Origin of the sequence: Spirosoma panaciterrae DSM 21099, assembly GCF_000374025.1 — a bacterium.
In the GTDB taxonomy this organism is placed as follows: domain Bacteria; phylum Bacteroidota; class Bacteroidia; order Cytophagales; family Spirosomataceae; genus Spirosoma; species Spirosoma panaciterrae.
In genome coordinates this window covers 327,050-347,116 of the sequence record NZ_KB893172.1, presented here as the reverse complement: position 1 = coordinate 347,116, position 20,067 = coordinate 327,050, and the positions used below count along the sequence as shown (strand labels likewise).

Annotated in this window: 19 protein-coding genes; 12 read left to right on the top strand and 7 right to left on the bottom strand. The window is 49.2% G+C overall.

Translation table 11 applies throughout. From position 1 onward, the window contains the following. Window positions 1-30: 30 nt before the first annotated feature. Window positions 31-1,602 carry a hypothetical protein gene (locus B153_RS0101380; RefSeq protein ID WP_020594861.1) on the top strand — a complete coding sequence of 524 codons (1,572 nt, stop codon included), beginning with the start codon at window positions 31-33 and terminating at the stop codon, window positions 1,600-1,602. 149 nt (window positions 1,603-1,751) lie between these two features. Here the strand turns inward: B153_RS0101380 and B153_RS0101375 are convergent, their stop codons facing one another. The 4 genes from B153_RS0101375 to B153_RS0101360 form a co-directional block, all read right to left on the bottom strand. Then, on the bottom strand, window positions 1,752-2,621 hold the full coding sequence (locus B153_RS0101375; protein ID WP_026261833.1) for an aldose 1-epimerase family protein: 870 nt from the start codon (window positions 2,619-2,621) through the stop codon (window positions 1,752-1,754). An 86-nt stretch (window positions 2,622-2,707) separates the two neighbouring features. Then, window positions 2,708-3,175, bottom strand: coding sequence for a 30S ribosomal protein S7 (rpsG, locus tag B153_RS0101370; protein ID WP_020594859.1), 468 nt, complete (start codon window positions 3,173-3,175; stop codon window positions 2,708-2,710). A 130-nt stretch (window positions 3,176-3,305) separates the two neighbouring features. Continuing rightward, a complete protein-coding gene (gene rpsL, locus B153_RS0101365; RefSeq protein ID WP_020594858.1) occupies window positions 3,306-3,737 on the bottom strand; it encodes a 30S ribosomal protein S12 in 432 nt (143 codons plus the stop codon). Window positions 3,738-3,870: 133 nt separating this feature from the next. After that, window positions 3,871-4,200: a DUF3467 domain-containing protein gene (locus B153_RS0101360; RefSeq protein WP_020594857.1), complete on the bottom strand. Its 330-nt coding sequence runs from the start codon at window positions 4,198-4,200 to the stop codon at window positions 3,871-3,873. 268 nt (window positions 4,201-4,468) lie between these two features. On the opposite strand from B153_RS0101360, the gene B153_RS0101355 reads away from it, so the two are divergent. Continuing rightward, window positions 4,469-5,035, top strand: a complete 567-nt coding sequence (locus B153_RS0101355; protein ID WP_020594856.1) for a Crp/Fnr family transcriptional regulator — start codon at window positions 4,469-4,471, stop codon at window positions 5,033-5,035. A 69-nt stretch (window positions 5,036-5,104) separates the two neighbouring features. Continuing rightward, a complete protein-coding gene (locus tag B153_RS0101350) occupies window positions 5,105-5,824 on the top strand; it encodes a sterol desaturase family protein (RefSeq protein WP_020594855.1) in 720 nt (239 codons plus the stop codon). A 34-nt stretch (window positions 5,825-5,858) separates the two neighbouring features. Here the strand turns inward: B153_RS0101350 and B153_RS0101345 are convergent, their stop codons facing one another. Then, window positions 5,859-9,308, bottom strand: coding sequence for a pyruvate carboxylase (locus tag B153_RS0101345; protein ID WP_020594854.1), 3,450 nt, complete (start codon window positions 9,306-9,308; stop codon window positions 5,859-5,861). Between the two features lie 443 nt (window positions 9,309-9,751). Between B153_RS0101345 and B153_RS0101330 the strand changes: the two genes are divergently transcribed. Beyond that, the gene (locus B153_RS0101330; protein ID WP_020594851.1) at window positions 9,752-10,420 is read left to right on the top strand and encodes a DUF1345 domain-containing protein; all 669 of its coding nucleotides are present in this window, start codon (window positions 9,752-9,754) and stop codon (window positions 10,418-10,420) included. On the opposite strand, the gene B153_RS0101325 is transcribed toward B153_RS0101330, so the two are convergent. Both B153_RS0101325 and B153_RS0101320 read right to left on the bottom strand, forming a co-directional pair. Then, on the bottom strand, window positions 10,401-10,718 hold the full coding sequence (locus B153_RS0101325) for a hypothetical protein (RefSeq protein WP_040760606.1): 318 nt from the start codon (window positions 10,716-10,718) through the stop codon (window positions 10,401-10,403). The genes B153_RS0101330 and B153_RS0101325 overlap by 20 nt on opposite strands. Before the next feature lie 43 nt (window positions 10,719-10,761). Then, a complete protein-coding gene (locus B153_RS0101320) occupies window positions 10,762-10,944 on the bottom strand; it encodes a hypothetical protein (RefSeq protein ID WP_020594849.1) in 183 nt (60 codons plus the stop codon). 238 nt (window positions 10,945-11,182) lie between these two features. Between B153_RS0101320 and B153_RS0101315 the strand changes: the two genes are divergently transcribed. The 8 genes from B153_RS0101315 (at window position 11,183) to B153_RS0101280 (ending at window position 19,982) form a co-directional block, all read left to right on the top strand. Continuing rightward, window positions 11,183-11,896 (top strand): ferritin-like domain-containing protein, encoded by a 714-nt coding sequence (locus B153_RS0101315; protein ID WP_020594848.1) that lies wholly within the window; start codon window positions 11,183-11,185, stop codon window positions 11,894-11,896. 15 nt (window positions 11,897-11,911) lie between these two features. Then, window positions 11,912-12,655, top strand: coding sequence for a ferritin-like domain-containing protein (locus B153_RS0101310; protein WP_020594847.1), 744 nt, complete (start codon window positions 11,912-11,914; stop codon window positions 12,653-12,655). Between the two features lie 147 nt (window positions 12,656-12,802). Further along, entirely contained in the window at window positions 12,803-13,708 is a 906-nt protein-coding gene (locus B153_RS0101305; RefSeq protein WP_020594846.1) for a CPBP family intramembrane glutamic endopeptidase, read from the top strand. Window positions 13,709-14,103: 395 nt separating this feature from the next. After that, complete coding sequence (locus B153_RS0101300) at window positions 14,104-14,484, top strand: hypothetical protein (RefSeq protein WP_211221645.1); 381 nt, start codon at window positions 14,104-14,106, stop codon at window positions 14,482-14,484. A gap of 89 nt (window positions 14,485-14,573) precedes the next feature. Beyond that, window positions 14,574-15,584 (top strand): prolipoprotein diacylglyceryl transferase, encoded by a 1,011-nt coding sequence (lgt, locus tag B153_RS0101295; protein ID WP_020594844.1) that lies wholly within the window; start codon window positions 14,574-14,576, stop codon window positions 15,582-15,584. 71 nt (window positions 15,585-15,655) lie between these two features. Next, entirely contained in the window at window positions 15,656-17,011 is a 1,356-nt protein-coding gene (locus tag B153_RS0101290) for a neutral/alkaline non-lysosomal ceramidase N-terminal domain-containing protein (RefSeq protein WP_020594843.1), read from the top strand. A gap of 19 nt (window positions 17,012-17,030) precedes the next feature. Further along, the gene (locus tag B153_RS0101285) at window positions 17,031-19,598 is read left to right on the top strand and encodes a bifunctional glycoside hydrolase family 9 protein/polysaccharide deacetylase (RefSeq protein ID WP_020594842.1); all 2,568 of its coding nucleotides are present in this window, start codon (window positions 17,031-17,033) and stop codon (window positions 19,596-19,598) included. Between the two features lie 90 nt (window positions 19,599-19,688). Beyond that, window positions 19,689-19,982 carry a hypothetical protein gene (locus B153_RS0101280; protein WP_020594841.1) on the top strand — a complete coding sequence of 98 codons (294 nt, stop codon included), beginning with the start codon at window positions 19,689-19,691 and terminating at the stop codon, window positions 19,980-19,982. The last annotated feature ends 85 nt before the right edge of the window (window positions 19,983-20,067 follow it).

The window sequence follows — 20,067 nt, the reverse complement described above, 5'->3', positions numbered from 1 at the left end:
TTTTAAGACAGACTACCCTCGAACGTCCTTATGACCCGAACTGTCGGTTTAGTATCATGGCTGTTGGTGCTCGTACCTTTCGTTAGCAGCTATGCGCAAGAGTCGAAACCATTACAACTCGTTTTCCCAACTCAGAATAACTGGAATATCGTTTCGGAAGGAACGCCTGTCCGGTTTGATCTCAAAGCTACTGGCTCTACAACGGATACCCTATTGTTTGCATTCGGCAGTGATCCTGTAGAAGGCATGCACCTGGATTCGCTGGGCCATTTCTCCTGGAATCCCGGATTCGATCTGGCCGATCGGATTCAGACTACAAAAACCTATCCCGTAACTTTTGAGGTGCGGAACACTCATGGCCAAACGGCCTCACACACGGTCGATTTCAAAGTTCAGCATGTCAATCGCCCGCCCGTAATTGGCGAGTTACGTCCCTTTTACGTGAGCTACCGAACGCAGAATACCTATAAAATGGATGCGCAGATGGTACACGACGACGATGGCGACCCAATCGTGTTCATTCCGATTGCCGACCAGATGCCCGAAGGTAGTAAGCTATCATCACAGGGTGAGTTGACCTGGACACTGTCGCTCAACCAATTCAATCGGTTGAAACAAAATCCGCAGTATATCGAATTTTGGGTAGAAGATCAGCCCTCGAAAGTCCGCACCAAAGGTCGGCTTAAGGTTGAGGTTACGCAAATGGACCTCCCCCCTAGCATAGATATCATTCCGAAAGAATCGCATTACAAACTGCGCGAGAACGCAACGGTAAATCTAAAGTTTTATCTCTCCGACCTAAATGGCGAAGATGACGTAGCGGCTTTTGGCTTTTTATCAGATAACCAGAACATTCCAAAGTCGGCCTTAATTAAAAATACCAACAACCAGTACGAATTTATCTGGCAACCGGGCTACGATTTCGTCAAAGACCCGTATGACTCGCTGAATGTTCAGATTACGTTTTATGTGCTGGATAAAGAGCAAAATCGTGAAGAACGACGTATTACGTTCACCATATTAAACACGGTCAATGAGGCTGAAAAAGACCGCTACTATTATGCCCAGTACCGTCAGGCGCTGGTGCAGGCGTGGGGTTTGGTAGAACAATTGAGCGAAAAGGAGGAGCAACTCAAACGCGACTATCGAAAAGCCAAGGGCGGAAAACGCAATCGGTCGGTAGCCAACGCGTCGCTGGGTGCCATAACGGGCGTTTCGCCTGCCATTACGGCCAATGACCCAAGTTCGCAAAAGATAATTTCGGCCGTTGGCGGTACGGCGGTGCTTACGATGGGCACCCTGGAAGCAACCGAGGTAATCGGTAAATCGATGAAAGATCTGCTCGATCGCTATAACTATGTGCTGGGCAAGAAAAGCGAATTGCAGAATAAAGGGGATGTCTTTGCTCGTGAATTTGCCCTGAAATCGTCCCGGCGGACTGGTGACTTCATCAAAAAGCTAGATGATTTCCGTAATTCAATGAGTTTAAGCGGACTGGTAGCACTCGAACTGGACGCCAACTGGCAAAGCAAAAAAGATTCGTCCGATAAAGCCATTAAACGAACCTTCAAGGATTTTACCCCACTCGAAGAAACACAGTAGGCTGCTTAAGCTTCCTGTAATTGAGCCATAATCTGTGCGGTTTATCATAGAGAGCAAGGAGCAATCTTCGGAAATAGGAAGAAAACATCTTTCCCTGAAGACTGCTCCTGCGTCGCCATGACCAAAATGCCTCCGAATACGATAAACTGTTAGGCGATTTCGATCGTAAAGGCGGCTTCAAATACGTCGCCCTCGGCCACCTGCTGAATGGCTTCTTTTTCCTGAATGGGTTTTAGTTCTCCCTCACTATCGGCACAGCCTAACCAGGGCTCAATACAAACAAACGACGCCCCCGGCTTGGCCCACAAGCCTAAATATGGAAAATCAGGAAAACTAACCGTTACGGCATGGTCATGTCGTTCGCTCCGAATGGCTACACAGCGGGAAGAGAGGTTTTTGAAAACCAACGCATCCTGATCGAATAAATGTCTGGTCAACGGCAACCGATTGCCTTCGGTGGGGATGGATTTAGTCTCACCCGTAAAATACCCTGCAGCCGAAAGCATATGAGTTTCTAGTGGTTCCTCGTTCTCAAATTCAATAAAATAGTCTTCGTACTCTTCGTTCACATAAAATGGAACGTTGAAGGCCGGGTGCGCTCCCACCGAGAAAAAAACCGTTTGGTTATCCTGATTCACAACCCGATAGGTTACCGTCAGCCGAGGGCCTTCAATTTCATAGATGATCTGAAACTCAAAGGCATAAGGATAGTGCACCTTTGTAACGCTGCTCGAACGCAACTGCAGCACCGCATGGGTAGCCGATGATTCGACGGTTTCGAGAAGCGACTGCCGGGTAAAGCCATGCCGTTCAATCGGATACGTTTTCCCATCTACCAGCAACTGATTGTTCAGGCAGCCGCCCACCACCGGAAACAGATTAGGCGCATGCCAGTTCCAGACCATTGGGTCGGCTTGCCAAAGGTGTTCAATGCCGCTTGGCTTATGCAAAATAGACGTCAGTTCGGCCCCTTTCGGACGAATTGAAACGCGTAGGAAGTCATTTTCTAAGGTTGTCATAGGGCCAAAAATAACAAAAGCCACCCAATAGTGGGCGGCTTTTGTCAGATTCAACAGCCTTCGGGAACTGAGCCTGTTGAGTTGGATTAGAACCGGAAGTGCGAGAACGCCTTGTTGGCTTCAGCCATACGGTGCGTATCGTCCTTCTTTTTAACAGCAGCACCTTCGCCTTTTGCGGCTGCGATGATTTCGGCTGCTAAACGGTCTACCATGGTTTTCTCACCCCGCGAACGAGCGTACCGGATAAGCCATTTCATGCCTACCGCGACCTTCCGGTCTGCCCGTACTTCGGTTGGCACCTGGAAGGTAGCACCACCGACGCGACGGCTTTTTACTTCGACTGATGGCATTACGTTGTTCAATGCCTTTCTCCACGTATCGAGCCCGTTTTCGTTCGTGCGCTTAGCCACTACATCGAGGGCATCGTAGAAAATTCCGTACGCCAGGCTTTTTTTGCCTTCGTACATCAGATTGTTAACAAATTTGGTTACGAGGACCTCCTTGAATTTTGGATCAGGTAACACGTAACGCTTGGGCGGTTTCGCCTTTCTCATGTGTTCTTCAGATTTTTGGTCTTACTCTGCCGTGTTTTTCAACGGGCAGTCAATTTTTGGATATATGATGCAGGATGTATGATATATGCTCTTATCACTATATCATATATCGTATATCATACATAATTAATTACTTCTTCTTACCTTTTGCTGGAGGAGCACCTTTGCCACCTTTCGCTGGAGCCTGACCTGGTTTCGGCCGTTTGGCACCATATTTCGAGCGGCTTTGCAGACGGCCGTTTACACCAGCCGTATCGAGGGCACCCCGAACGATGTGGTAACGAACACCCGGCAGGTCTTTTACCCGACCACCCCGGATCAGCACGATTGAGTGCTCCTGCAGGTTATGGCCTTCACCTGGAATGTAAGCGTTCACTTCCCGGCCGTTCGTCAAACGAACCCGGGCAACTTTACGAAGAGCCGAGTTTGGCTTCTTCGGCGTCGTTGTGTATACACGCGTACACACACCCCGACGTTGCGGGCAGGCATCCAAAGCTGGCGACTTCGACTTGTCGATCAGCTTCTCACGCCCTTTACGCACTAATTGTTGTATAGTAGGCATTATTGATTTTGGTTACGAAAAAACAGTCTTCCCGAATTTTGAGGTGCAAAGATACGGAAAAATTGTTTCAAGTTTCAAACCCAATGTTTAAAGTTTTCCGGCAGGATTAACTTGAAGCCGAAACCCAGTGAAATCAGGCCTGTCCTACGGGGCCACCAAAACCGCCCGATGGGAACCGAAACGAATCCGTAGGCTGGTTGATGCCGCCATAGGCTTCTTCGTAGCGACTGATGTTCTCCCGAAGAGCGTCCAACAGCCGCTTAGCATGCTCGGGCGTCAGGATAATACGGGCTTTGACTTTCGCTTTAGGAACGCCCGGCATCAGGCGAATAAAATCAAGAATAAACTCACTGTTCGAATGGGCAATCATTGCCAGATTGGCATAGACGCCTTCGGCAATTTCTTCACTCAATTCAACGTCAATTGCTCCCTCAGGATTTGGATTTTGCTGCTGTGTAGCCATAATTGGTATAAGTGGCAATTAGCGAACACTACCTTACTCAGTTCTGTTAATTGCAGTCTCTTTTGCTGTTTGTATACGTTTTGAAAGCTGTTCAGCCAGGAATGATCCGGCTGGCTTTCCCGTCTGATTTATCTGCAGATGGTCTGCGCCTGTCAGCTTTTGCGGGGCAATAATAAGTAAAACGAAGCAGACTATTTGAATAGTCACAACTGAACTCACGGCTTACTCAAATCCTTATTCACGCGCAGAAGATAAATCGATAAAGCCCATGGAACGTTTGCTCTCCCTGATTCAAAGCATGCAGCCGCTGTCCGACGAGTTGAAGGCCGAATTAAGCCAGATACTCCGTTGCGACACCTTTCCTAGAAAACACTGGCTGCTCCAGCCAAATCAGGTTTCGGATCGGTTGTACTTTGTTGAAACGGGTTTAGTGCGGGGATATTATCTGAAAGACGGCCGGGAAGTTACGTCGTGGTTTATGCGGGAAGGTGATTTTCTGATGTCGATTGCCAGTTTTTATACGCGCCAACCCACACAGGAATACGTCGAACTACTGGAAACCAGTACACTATGGTCAATAACCTACCTGCAACTCCAGCAACTCTATCGGCAGTTTCCCGAATTTAATGTCGTCGGACGCCTGCTTACCGAAAAGTACTACGTTCTTAGTGAGTTGAGAACGCAGAATTTACGGATGCAGACTGCTCCCGAACGGTATCAGCAATTGCTAAAGGATTTTCCAGATATTTTTGGTCGGGTTCCGCTCAAGTACATTGCCTCGCATCTGGGCATTTCACCCGAAACCTTAAGCCGACTGCGCGGGCAGCGAAATTGATATTCGTCAATGTTTAGGGGTTTGTAAGGCACTTCCTTTGGAAAAATATTTCCTACAAACCGTATACACATGCTGCCTGTTATTTTTGGCGTTTTCGCCCTCTGTTTTATTCTGGAACGTTTGGTTCCGGGCTGGAAGCTCCCCACAGTCCCTACCTGGACAATCCGCGTGCTGGCTATTAATTTCGTTCAGCTCATTGTTGTCGTGCTGGCTGGCTATACCTGGGAAAAATGGCTATCAGCCTATTCGCTTTTTCATCTCTCCAGATATGTCAGTAATGCCCTGGGCGGGGTTATTGCCTACATCGTTGCTACGTTCGTTTTCTATTGGTGGCATCGCTGGCGGCATACGGTCGATTTTCTGTGGACGCATTTTCACCAGATTCACCATAGCCCTCAGCGACTGGAAGTGATTACATCGTTTTACAAACACCCCCTCGAAATGGTTGTGAATTCCATTATCGGTAGTCTGCTGGTCTATACAACCCTGGGCCTTAATGCCGAAGCAGGGGCTATCTATACGCTTTGTACAGCGTTAGGTGAGTTTTTTTACCATACCAATGTGAAAACACCCCAGTGGGTCGGCTATATTTTTCAACGGCCGGAAATGCACCGCATTCATCATGAATACGAAAAACACAGCCACAACTACGGCGACATCGTTTGGTGGGATATGCTGTTCGGAACCTACCAGAACCCCAAAGAATTTCGGTCGACCTGTGGCTTCGATAACGATAAGGAGCAACGCTTAGGCGATATGCTCCGATTTCGGGACGTACATCGTGAATAAAAAAGGGGAACCATCCGATTCCCCTTTTTCATATTCAGGCCATTTCCAGTATGCAGTCGTCCTGTTCGACAACCGTGCCTTCTTTGAGCTTGATATTGGCAATTGTCCCTTCTTTCGAAGCGGCTACAATACTTTCCATCTTCATGGCTTCGATCACAAACAGGGGCTGGTTTTTCTTCACCACATCACCCGGTTTAACCAAAATTCGTGTCAAACGTCCTTGTAGCGGAGCCCCCACATCACCTGCGTTAGCGACTTTGGCGTGCTGTTGCTTTTCGACCTTCGAAGCTTTGTCCCGTACCTTTACCTGACGGCTCTGTCCGTTCAATTCGAAGGTAATGGTCCGCATCCCAAACTCGTCGGGTTCCGATTTGAAGAGCAGTCGAACCAGAATATTTTTGCCTTCTTCAATATTGATCAGGATTTCTTCATTTTCCTTCAGGCCATAGAAGAAAGCGGGCGTTGGAATAATGCTGACATTACCATACTGCTCATTGGCTTTGTAGTATTCGTCGTAGACCTTTGGGTACATCTGATACGACAGGTAATCTACGAAGCCATCATTGAGCGGGTATTTCTCCTGAAAGGCTTTAAAATCGGCATCGAAGTCGATGGGTTTTAGGTGGCTGTTGGGCCGGTCGGTGATAGGCTCTTCGCCTTTGAGGACCACGCGCTGAATGTCTTCCGGGAAACCGCCCACGGGTTGGCCCAGAATCCCTTTCATCAGTTCTTTTACCGATTCCGGGAACGACAGCGATTCACCCCGATTAATCACATCTTTGGCCGTCAGGTTATTGGCCGTCATAAAAATGGCCATATCGCCCACGACTTTCGAGGATGGGGTCACTTTCACAATGTCGCCGAATAGCTGGTTAGCTACCGAATAGTTCTTCTTGAGCGTTTCGAACTTATCGCCTAATCCGGTAGCAATCGCCTGTGGCTTGAGGTTGGAATACTGACCACCCGGTATTTCATTCTCGTACACTTCGGCACTACTCGCTTTCATACCCGACTCGAATGGGTAATAGTATTCCCGAACATCTTCCCAATAGTTGGAATAATCGTTCAGCGACGACAGGTTCATGGGGCATTCGCGCTCGTGGCCCTGCATCATAGCAACCACTGAGTTGAAGTTCGGTTGCGACGTCAGGCCCGACAACGCTCCCAGAGCGCAGTCAACAATATCGACTCCCGAATCGATGGCTTTCAGATAGGTAGCGGCCTGAATACCTGCTGTATCGTGTGTGTGGAGGTGGATCGGAATACTCACCGCTTTTTTCAGTTCACGAACCAGCACTTCGGCCGACAGGGGCTTGAGCAAACCCGCCATGTCTTTGATAGCCAGCAGATGTGCCCCTTCGTCTTCCAACTGACGGGCCATGTCGAGGTAATACTGGAGCGTGTACTTATGCTGATTGGGCGAAAGTACATCGCCCGTATAGCAAATGGCGGCTTCACAGAGCGCATCGGTCCGTTCGCGAACGGCGCGGATGCTCACTTTCATGGCTTCGACCCAGTTCAGCGAGTCGAAAATGCGGAAGACATCAATCCCTGTTTCCCACGATTTCTCAACGAACTTTTCGATCAGGTTATCGGGGTAAGCAGAGTAGCCAACGGCATTCGAACCACGGAACAGCATTTGAAGGAGCATATTCGGCATGGCTTCACGCAGGGCCGCCAGCCGCTTCCAGGGGCTTTCGTACAGGAAACGCATGGACACATCGAAGGTAGCGCCCCCCCACACTTCCATCGAAAACAGTTCGGGATGATTTTTAGCAAATCCCTCGGCCGCTTTCAGCAGATCCTGCGTCCGAACCCGCGTAGCCAGCAGCGACTGATGGCCATCGCGGAAGGTGGTGTCGGTGTACAGAATCCCTTTCTGATCCCGCACCCATTCGCTGAATTTATCCCGACCCAACTCTTTGAGCCGATCACGGTTCCCTTTGGGGTACGCGCTATACGTATCGAATGTTGGAACCACCGGCGTCCGAAACACCTTGCTGTCGTCTTTCTTTTTAACTTCTGGATTTCCGTTTACAATTACTTCGGCCAGGTAGTTCAAGACCCGCGTCGAACGGTCCTGTGGCTTCCGGAAATTGAACAGTTCGGGGTGCGTTTCAATAAACGATACCCGCGCTTCGCCCCGCTGGAAAATCGGATTACGGATTACATTTTCCAGAAAGCCAATGTTGGTTTTAACCCCCCGGATCCGGAACTCGACCAGTGCCCGCATCAGCCGCTGACAGGCTCCTTTGAGCGTCCGTCCGCGTGCCGAAACTTTCACGATCATCGAGTCGAAGTAGGGCGAGATTTTCATACCCGCGTAGCTACTCCCCTCGTCGAGCCGGATACCGAACCCAGCCGCATTCCGATAGGCCGTAATGGTACCAAAATCGGGTTTAAATCCATTGGCCGGATCTTCGGTCGTAATCCGGCACTGGATGGCGTATCCGTTTAGCGGGATTTCGTCCTGGTGGTTGATGTAGATGCCATTGTCGGAAAGCCGATAGCCCATGGCAATCAGAATCTGGGTTCTGACGATGTCGATACCCGTTACTTCTTCCGTAATCGTATGCTCAACCTGAATACGTGGGTTAACCTCAATGAAGTAGATGTTCTCGTTTTTATCGACCAGAAACTCGACCGTACCGGCATTGGAATAATTAACTGCCCGGCCTAACTGTAGCGCGTATTCATAGAGCTTCGTCTTGGTTTCCTGCCGTAGCCCAAACGACGGTGCCACCTCGACCACTTTCTGGAACCGACGTTGAACCGAACAATCGCGCTCGTAGAGGTGAACGATATTTCCGTGCTGATCCCCCAGCAACTGCACCTCGATGTGCTTGGGATCTTCAATGAATTTTTCAAGGAAAATCGTGTCGTCACCAAAGGCGTTACGGGCTTCGTTTTTTGCTTCGGTGAACGCTTTCGGGAAATCATCAGCATTACGAACGACGCGCATTCCACGCCCACCGCCACCGGCTGCCGCTTTTACCATCACCGGAAATCCGATGCGTTCGGCTTCGGTCAGGGCAAATTCCGGCGACATATTCTCTTCCCGTGAATCAGGAATCAGTGGAACTCCGGCCGTCGTTGCCAGATTCTTGGCCCGAACCTTATCGCCCAGGGCATCCATAGCCTCAGGCGAAGGCCCAACGAATATGATGCCCTCTTCACGACAGCGCCGGGCCAGCTTTACATTTTCTGACAGGAATCCGTAACCGGGGTGAATGGCATCGATTTTGTGCCGTTTGGCCAGCATAATGATTCCTTCAACATCCAGATACGGTTTAAGCGGATCTTCATCGCGGCCGATCTGATAAGCCTCATCGGCTTTATAGCGGTGGAGTGAATAACGGTCTTCATACGTGTAAACGGCAACCGTTGTAATGCCGAGTTCGGTAGCAGCCCGCATGATGCGGATAGCGATTTCGCCCCGGTTGGCGACAAGCAGACGTTTAATCGGTCGGATGTATTCTTTCATGGAATCTTAATGAAAGCGGCTTTTGAGTATGAGCCTGTCAAAAAACATGGCAAGATGGTTGAAAATTTCGAAAAAGCTCTCCTGCACGGTACAATCTTTGGAGAATTAATCTTTTTCAGGGAATATTACATATGCTGCAAAAATCTGCCCTTGTGGCTTCCTTGCACTCGAAGGTGTAGAGGGCAGCCTTCAGCACATACTGGTTACGTTAAATTCCTAATTTAATGCTGATTTTGCCTGATAAGCATCATCGTTCAGAGGAGTAATTCATTTTCCGCAATTCGCCCTATAGTAGTAGCCCATCCATTCAAGAGCCCAGTGCCGCTATTTACCGGATGCGTTTGGCTATGGTGGGGTAATGCGTAAATTGCCGGTCAAGCTCTGCCACCGTCTTTGTTTTATAGACTGAACCAGCCGGAAAACTGAGCCCATTATACGTCATTATGTTTGATCAACTACGCCATTATATAATTCATCTTAAGCCTTATCAGCGACTTCTGGCTGGTTTATTTGTAGCTGTACTGGCCAGTTTTATCGTACCTGATGCGTTTAATCTTCCCGCTCGCACCACCATTGCCTGGGTAGCCTACGCCCTAACCCACCTACTGATTATGTGGGTCATCATCGCCAACGTACACCCGCGCGAACTGCCTAAACTTTCGCGTAGTGAAGACTCGAATCGTACTGTTTTTCTGATATTAGTAATTGTAGCCGCCACAGCCAGCTTAATTGCCATCGTGGCTCTTCTGAACTCGGCCGATGAAAATCTACCAGCCTATCTTAAGCCATATTATATGGCACTGGTTCTTATAGCGGTGGCCAGTTCTTGGAGCCTGGTTCATACCGTGTTTGTCTTTCGATACGCGCACTTGTACTACGGCAACGGCCTTGAGAAAGGCAAACGCCCCAAAGGGCTGGAGTTCCCTAATGAGTCGGAACCTGATTACCTGGATTTTGCGTATTTCTCGTTTGTGATTGGCATGACCAGCCAGGTGTCCGACGTAGCCATTAGTTCTAAACTCATGCGCCGTACGGCATTGGCACATGGGGTACTGTCGTTTGGGTTCAACGCCATTATCATTGCCCTGACCATTAGCGGAATCTCCAAATAACAACGAACAATACGATCAGGATCAGACCTAGCGTACAAAGAATCAGAGTAGGAAGCTTCCTCCTAAACCGATTACGCCATTCTTTGATCAGGAAAACCAGGAAGCCGACAATCAGGAACAGTGGAAAAATCGCCCAGAATGGCGACAGAACAAAATAGGTATCGTACAGTTGGAGGTCGATACTGCCTGTCAACAAACCCTGTCCGAAAAGAAACAGGCTTACCAGCAAACTGATGGCGAGTGATAGCGTTAGCCACATCAGTTCAATTAGTAGCAGTCCAAATAGCGTTTTTCTCATTGAAAGTCGCTCAAAACGACAGTATTCAACACGTTAATATCCCCTAATCTCCATTGGTCCGACGGCTGGCAGCCTGCCGTTTTGCTTTTTCGGCCTGTTCTTTTTCGTAGGCTTCCCGTTGCCGTTTGTCGGAAATCAGGTTGCGGTAGAGGCCATTAAGTACATAAATATCGTCGACCTCGTCGATGAGTCGATGGAGTTGTTCGCGAACCTGATTGATATTCATATAATCTGCTGAGTAGGATGACTAAAATTAGCAACAAAAAGCGGCTCGCAAAAGTAGTCGGTAACGTTGGTTTTTCCAGTCAAATTCGCCCTACAGGCCTTTGGTCCGATCCATAGGCCGTGATAATTCAGCCTTCCAAACCGCGTCTGGAAATCTAAATTTCCGCAAGTCACGTATATCGTTCAAACCAAGTGATGGAATAGCGGTTATACCTGCTGAGATCGTATCAATCAACAATATGGAAAAACAACAGCTTAAACCAGGCTTGTCGATGCTGCCTGGCCAGTTAGAGCCAGTATGGGTGGGGCGTCGTTTATTTTTACGCTACGCTGGCGCCTTAACGGCTGGCGGAATGCTTTTGACAGCCTGTGGCGATGAAGAGAACCCGACTACAGTTACCGCGCCTGTCGACCTGGGTTCGGGCGACACGGGTATCTTAAACTATGCGTACGCACTCGAACAACTAGAAGCGGCTTTTTATACACAGGTTATCGCTTCGCCTTTTAGCGGCATGACTGATGCCGAAAAAACACTGCTGACCGATATTCGCGACCACGAAATTGTACACCGCGAATTTTTCAAAGCAGCGCTGGGAGCTAATGCGATAGGTGCTTTAACACCGAATTTCACATCGGTCAATTTTACCGACCGGGCCAGCGTGTTGGGCGCAGCCAAAGCGTTTGAAGATCTGGGCGTATCGGCCTACAACGGAGCCGGAACGCTGATTACAAATCCTGATTATATTACGATTGCCGGAAAGATTGTATCGGTCGAAGCTCGTCATGCTGCGGCTATACGGGACTTGCTCAATCCCAAATCGGCCGATTTTGCGGGCGATGATGTCGTTGACCCGACAACGGGGCTGGATGCAGCGAATGCACCATCGGTTGTTCTGCCAATCGCGCAGAAGTATGTCAAAACGCAGATCACCGCCAACAATCTTCCTAAGTAAACCGGACACACTCCTATGAATCTATTAAAATTAATCGCCGACATCGAACAGGCAGATCCTGAATTCGGCGACCGATATAGCTTTCACTCCCGCAGAAACTTACTCAAATTCAGCTCCAAATTGATTGCTGCGGGCATTCCGGCTATTGTAGCAGGTTCGCTCAATAAAGCATTGGCCCAGTCCACTACACCCTCGCAGGCGGCTATCGACATAGCTAATTATGCGCTGACGCTGGAATACCTGGAAGATGAATTTTATCGTATGGGTCTGGCGGCCCAAGGACTGATTCCCACGGAAGACCAGCGGGTAATTTCCCAAATCAGCAAGCACGAAACGGCCCACGTCAATCTGTTGAAAGCGGCTTTGGGCACATTGGCCGTGGCCAAACCAACTTTTAAGTACCCAACCGGAACGTTTACGAGCTACCCGACCTTTCTGGCAACCGCACGGGCTTTGGAAGATACGGGTGTGCAAGCCTACAAAGGCCAGGCAGCCGCCCTGATCAACGATAAAGCCATCCTGAAAGTAGCCTTACAAATCCACTCGGTGGAAGCCCGCCATGCCGCCGAAATCCGGCGAATTCTGGGCCTGAAAAGCTGGGTATCTGACACAACCCAAACGACATTTACACAGGGCGGAGTCAACCTGAAAACGCTCCCGAACGTATCCGGCATTTCGGACGATAACCTACGGGGGGCCTTTGACGAGCCGCTAACCAAAGCGCAGGTTCTGGCCATTGCAGCGCCATTTCTTGGCTAAATGACATAGGGAGGCCGGGCAACCGGCATTGGGTGACGGAAGGCATCGGGGAGTTTCTCCGGTGCCTTTTTGATTGCCATTGCTTTACCCTTAGTTATATCTTTCTAACTCAACGCTTTTGAATACACTATACTACAGCTATCGCCTATGTACAAATTAAGAGCCGCTTTACTCTTTTTTGGTTGTACAATTCTGGGTATGTCAGTTGGATCGGCTTTGACGCTATTAATTGCCTACTCAGCAGGCCATCTAAAGGAGATCAGCTCCTTACCCATATTTATACAACAAGTTGCTCAATTGCCTAACGGATGGTATATTTTCATATCCGTTCAAGCCGTTAGTCATTTGTTTACTTACTTGTTTCCGGCCTTGGCCTACTGGTATTTGTTTGAGCACCGTCGATGGGCTGATTTTCAAACTAACTCCTTAAAGGCTGTTTCTGGACTATGGCTAGGGCTTCTAAGTATTATTGTTATTCTACCCTTCAACGAGTTGATTATCAACTGGAATCAGCATCTCGAACTACCTGGACTTATTGAAAATCTTGCCGATTGGATACATCGCAAGGAACAAGAAAGCACCCTGCAAACCAAGCTGTTGGTCGCCTTTAAATCAGCAGATCAATTATTGATTGCCATTCTCGTTGTTGGATTTGTTGCTTCAATCGGTGAAGAGGTATTCTTTCGAGGCATAATTCAGCGCTGGCTCATGAAATGGACAGTTAATGCTCATGCTGGCATTTGGTTAGCGGCTATTATATTCAGTGCAGTTCATTTTCAATTTTCTGGTTTTTTTCCAAGAATCTTACTTGGCGTACTGTTCGGCTATTTATACTTCTGGTCAGGCAATATATGGGTAGCCGTAGTCGCTCATTTTATTAATAACAGTCTAATTGTTATTAATGCCTATATTCAGCAGCCCGCTTGCTTGGACCTTGGCTTAAAGCTTGATACAAACAATTGGTTTTGGGCCATGCTGTCCGCTATTGGCGCAACAATTCTACTCTTTTTCTTTCACCGATTAAATTATAGGCGTACGGTACATCTGTATTAAGAAGTTGTCCAGTTAGGGTGAGGCCGATTCTCAAGTCGGCCTCACCCTAACTGGACAAAATGCCGTAAAATGACTCACGAAAACACTAGAGAACTTATCAATCAAGGTTTCTATTCAGGTCTGCGCAATTCGGCAACATTCCCCCATATATCCTGATTGTTTCGCCCCTTTTTTGATTGCCCTGCTCGGTCTGCCTCTCGCTTGTTTAATCAACCGAACGCATCCAACTAGTTGAATCGGTTTTATGAATCTTACCGAACACTACAGATTGATATACCTTGCCAGGTAAAGCTTTAAGAACTTTTACTACGGATTTTATCTCCATCTAAATCCAACGTTTTTGGCTGAAAACGAATCCCTGTTTCATGGGAAAAGGCATCCGTTCCATACTACGCATGATGAGAAATACAGTCTGGATAATTGTGCTTATTACCCTGGGGTGCCGCTCAAAAGAACCCGTTTTATCCATCAATCCTGCTCAGTTGATTGGCACCTGGACTAGTCAGTCAGTTTCCGGCAGTAAAAAACCGTACTCGCGATGGACGTTTAAATCAGATTCCGTGTACGTTGTCGATGATGCATTGAAAAAGTGTCAGCCAGTTACCAATTTATCTTATTACAGATACTGGCTGGAAGGCGACCATTTAGTGATGCGGTATGAAGGTATAACGAATGGTTTAGTCTCTATACCTGATATTCGTCGCCGAATTATAGCCATCACAGCCAATGAATTCGTGTTGAATACCCCCTATCAGGTACTCGAAAAATGCCCTTGATGCATACTGTTTCGACTGACTGATGCAGTTCAACTAATTACTACACGGTAAAATCCCCCCCCATTTTAGCCCCTATAAACCAAGACGATATGCTCCATTACATCATCTGGAATGTTGATCCTGAAATTTTCCGTATAGGTTCCTGGCCAGTGCGATGGTACGGTTTGTTGTTTGCCACTGGGTTTCTGTTCGGTATGCAGATTATGACATACATATTCAAAACTGAACGAAAACCCCAAACCGACACCGATTCGCTTCTGATGACAATGGTTCTGGGCACCGTCCTGGGTGCCAGGCTAGGTCACTTTCTATTTTACGAGCCAGCTGTGTTTATTGATGACCCGCTACGCATTATTACCCCTCCCTATGGCGGATTAGCTAGTCATGGAGCCATCATTGGTATCCTTCTGGGCTTATGGATTTACTCCCGTCGAGCAGCCAGTCAGGCAACCGGGCAAAGTTTTCTCTGGGTCATCGACCGTATTAGCATTGTAGCGGCCCTGGGTGGGGCCTTTATTCGGTTCGGCAATCTCATGAATTCCGAAATTTTCGGTAAGCCAACTACGGTCCTTTGGGCTTTTGTTTTTGTAAGAGATCATGAGTTTAGCCAGGTGCCTCGTCATCCCACTCAGATCTATGAATCGTTATCCTGTCTGATTTTAGCCATTGGGCTATTCTGGTTTTGGCGAACGTATCGTAACCAGGCGGCACCGGGCACTATGGCTGGTATCTTTTTGATTTGGGTATTTAGCCTGCGCTTCGTCTGGGAATTTTTCAAAGAAAATCAGGTCGCTTTTGAAGACAGCATGAACTTTAATATGGGGCAACTCTTGAGTATACCGGCCATTTTGCTCGGCTTGATTCTACTTTTACGAAACGTTATCCGCCCCGCTTCTCTCATTCCGATTGCGCTGGTTATTCAATCGTCAAGTCTCTGTTATCAATGCGATTATCAGTCGGCCTTGCCAGCCTCCAGCAAACCTAACGCTGAACGATGTAAGAACACCCTTTCTGACAAGGCCCTTCCCGGAAGCCGACCTGTTCAGGAGTACATAGCGAGAGCTCCAAAGCAGCTTTCTAAAGTAAGTTCATTCACCTAACCTTAGTTACTGGCTATCCTTACCACATCTTCATTCCTTTTACCGAAATTCGCTGGTCTAAGCAATTGTACATGAAATTTGTCCGTATTCTTTTAAAAGCCCTGCTCGGTCTGGTTGTTGTCATCCTGCTGTTTCTGGCCGTTAGTTTGGCCCCCGTCGATGAAACGCCTTACCAGCAAATGCCTTACTATAGCCAAACCAAACAGCGGCTGGACGCCCTTCCCACTCCGCTTACGGCTAAAGCTCCGCTTCGTGCCGGTTGGGCGAAAGTCAGCATTACTCCTCCATACTCTACCCCTACAGGTGGCTATGGAGCCCGGCGTGGTAAACATTGGCACATCATCAGCGATTCTATTTTTGCGCGGGCTATAGTCCTCGACAATGGGACCACTAAAGTAGCCGTCGTTGGTCTGGACTTGCTCATTACACCACCCACGGTCACCGAAGCGCTAAAAAAACGTCTGCCCGAAGTCGGACTTCGGTGGGAGAACGTGTATACGGGCGCGATTCACTCGCACAATAGCATGGGTGGCTGGGCACCAGGGCTGGTTGGACAGTTGATAGCCGGTGGCTACGACGAGAAGATCGTTACCCGGATTACGGAGGGGGTGCTACAGGCCATTCGGGCAGCTCAGACAAACCTGGCCCCCGTACAAATTGGCTATGGCGAAACCGACGCTACAGACCATATCTATAACCGCATCGGCTGGTCAGGGCCAACCAAACCCCTTGATGGAAAAATTCACCTGGTGAGGTTTAAGAAAAACTCTGGCGAATCGGCACTGCTGTGTTCCTTTTCGGGTCATGCTACCCTGTTTGAAGATAGTATGTGGAACTACCTTAGCCGCGATTATCCCGGTTCGCTGGTGGATCGGCTGGAGAAAAAATCGGCGGATTTCGCGGTCTTTCTGGCGGGCGCGGTTGGCAGTACAGGCCCCGAAGCCAAAGGCAAGACTGACTTTCAGGAGATCCGAAATTATGCGGGTGATTTAGCCGCGCGGATCGAACGGACTTTGCCCACTATCCAGCTTAAATCCGATAGCGCTCTGGCCGTACTGACCTTACCCTTGAGCCTGCGCGAGCCGCACCCCCGCGTAATTGGCAACTGGCGCGTCCGGCCCTGGCTATTCTACGCCATCTATGGCGATTACCCATCCGATCTGAAAGCGCTGCGCATCGGACATACCGTTCTGCTCGGCACCCCCTGCGACTACTCGGGCGAATTCGTTGCCGATTTCAAACCACTGGCGCAGCAAAAAGGCGTAAACCTGATGATAACCAGCTTCGACGGTGGTTATATCGGCTACGTGACGCCCGATGCCTACTACAACCGACCAACCTACGAAACCCGCGACATGAACTGGTTCGGCCCTTACAACGGTGCCTATTTCGAGGAAATGATGATGGGGCTATTGAAAAAAATATAATCTTCAACCGCCATACTTGATGCCCATTCGCCTACTACTAATCAGTGCGTTAGCTATAAGTTTAATCGCCTTTATTGTCCATACCGACGAATCGGCGGTTATTCGGATCAATCTAATGGGCTATCGACCCAATAGCCCTAAAATCGCCGTCTGGGGCAGTCTAAACGAGCAAACCATCCATAAGTTCCAGCTTATCGACGAACAGACACAGCGGTCCGTCAGCGAATGGCCGTCGGGCAAAGCGTTCGGCAGCTACGGGCCTTTCCGGCAAACGTATCGGCTCGATTTTTCGGAGTTTCGAAAGCCCGGTCGGTACTTCCTGCAGGCTGAAGACGGTACCCGTTCGCCGAGCTTTCGGATCGATGAGGATGTGTATAAAGGGGCGGCTGACTTCTGCCTGCGCTACATGCGGCAGCAACGAAGTGGCTTTAATCCGTTTCTGAACGACTCCTGCCATACCCATGACGGCTACACCCTCTACGGTCCTATGCCCGACAGTACCCATATCGACGTAGTGGGTGGCTGGCACGATGCATCTGACTACCTGCAATACGTAACGACCTCGGCCAACGCCACCTATCACCTGCTGGCTGCCGTTCGCGATTTCCCCACCGCCTTTACCGATGCGTACCAGGCCAATGGGCTAACTGGTTCCAATGGCCTGCCCGATGCGCTCGACGAAGCCCACTGGGGATTGGACTGGCTGCTGAAAATGCACCCCAAAGAAGACTGGCTGTTCAATCAGCTTGGCGACGACCGCGATCATGCCGGGATGCGCATTCCGAAAGAAGATAATTTCTACGGCAAAGGTTTGGAACGACCCGTTTATTTTGCAACGGGCCAGCCGCAGGGGATGTTTAAATACAAAAACCGGGCTACGGGCGTGGCGTCTACAGCTGGAAAAGTGAGCAGTGCTCTATCACTGGGGTATCAGCTACTGCGCAATCGGCAGCCGGAATATGCCCAAACGTTGCGGCAGCGATCGCAGTCGGCTTATCAGCTTGGTTTACAGAAGCCTGGTAATTGTCAGACAGCCCCTGGCCGCGCACCGTATTTTTATGAAGAAGACAATTATGTCGACGATATGGAACTAGCGGCCGTGGAGCAGCTTAACTTACAGAGTCCAACGGGCAAAAAAGCAGCTCAACTCCAGGAAGAAGCGCTGAATTTTGCCCGGCAGGAACCCGTTACTCCCTGGATCCTGAACGACACCGCCCGGCATTATCAGTGGTATCCCTTTGTGAATGTGGGCCATGCTGAACTGGCCAAAAAACTCCCCGCCAATCAGCGGAAAACGGTCACGGATTTTTATAAAAAAGGGATCGAAACGGTCTGGAACCGAGCCAAACAGAACGCCTTTTACCGGGGAGTTCAGTTTACCTGGTGCAGTAATAATTATACGGCTTCATTTGCCACCCAATGCTTCTGGTATCGGCAACTTACCGGAGACAAGCAGTACGCGGCCCTCGAACAGGCCAATTTTGACTGGCTATTTGGTTGCAATCCCTGGGGAACCAGTTTTGTATATGGTCTGCCCGCCAACGCCGATACGCCATCTGACCCTCATTCGGCCTTTACCCATCTTAAACAATACCCTATTGATGGCGGACTGGTCGACGGGCCGGTGAAAGGACGTATTTACAAAAATCTGATCGGCATAACCCTTTATCAGCCCGACGAATATGCCGCTTTTCAAAGCGATGTAGCCGTTTATCACGACGATTATGGCGACTACAGCACGAATGAACCCACCATGGACGGTACGGCTTCACTCATTTATCTGCTGGCAGCCAAACAAGCTGAACGACTACTTCCATCCGGTAAATCGGCCAAACCGAATCGCAAAGTCCAACCAGATTCCAGACCAATTCAGCCCACACAGCCAGACAGAAAATCAACGTATTTTAAAGGAGCCCGGATACGGGGCGACACCACGACCCGACGGCTCGCGCTGGTTTTTACAGGCGATGAGTTTGCCGATGGGGGTTCCGTAATTGCCCGAACGTTGCGAAAGCATGAGGTTCGGGCATCGTTTTTTCTGACGGGGCGCTTTCTCCGAAACCCAGCGTTTGCCGCTACCATCCACCAACTGGCTCAGGAAGGGCATTATCTTGGTCCACACTCCGACCAGCATTTGCTCTATTGCGACTGGAGCAAACGGGATAGCTTACTTGTTAGCCATGAGCAATTTACAGCCGACCTCCGGGCCAATTATGCGGCATTGACCCCTTTTCGGCAGCAGCCTGTCGCCCGGCGAATGTTCCTGCCACCCTATGAATGGTATAACGAACCTATTGCTGCCTGGACCAGAGCCGAAGGTATCCAGTTGATCAATTATACACCCGGTACGCTCAGTCATGCCGATTACACTACGCCCAACGACCGAAACTACCGCAGTAGCGAAACCATTCTGGAGTCCATTCGTACTTACGAAACCCGGCATACCAATGGGCTGAATGGCTTTATCCTGTTGATGCATATTGGCACTGCTCCTAGCCGAACCGATAAACTATATGCGCACCTGGATACGCTCCTGACCGAACTTCAGCAGAAAGGGTATCAGTTTGTACGAGTCGATGCGTTGTGATGCCAGACTGAAACTTTACGCATGAAAGTGAGTTGATATACAAGCCGTCAATCCATTGACAGCGCCTTACTCAACGAAACCGCTTTACGTATGCGCACGGTCCTGATTTGTTCCATTTTATGCCTGTCTGGCACTCTTTGCTTTGCCCAGGCCGACTCGTCAAAAGTCATTCAGCAGCCTGCGGACAGGCAGGTTGCGATTCCTGGCGTCGACACGCCTGTATCGGGTCCGGGTCTTACGGCGCAGGTCCCCCTTACTACGCCCCCTCCACCCCAAAATGGGCGCAAAAAACGAAGAACTCAGCCTCCCAGCGATCCACGAGGGTTTGGTGTAGCGATACCTATCGAGAAAGACAAAGCGAAGAAAGATACCCTTAGAAATTAACGGTCATTGAGTAGGCATTGATTGTCAGTAGTAGGTCATTATTAGCCATTAATCGACTAACAGTGAGCACCTACTGACAATTAAT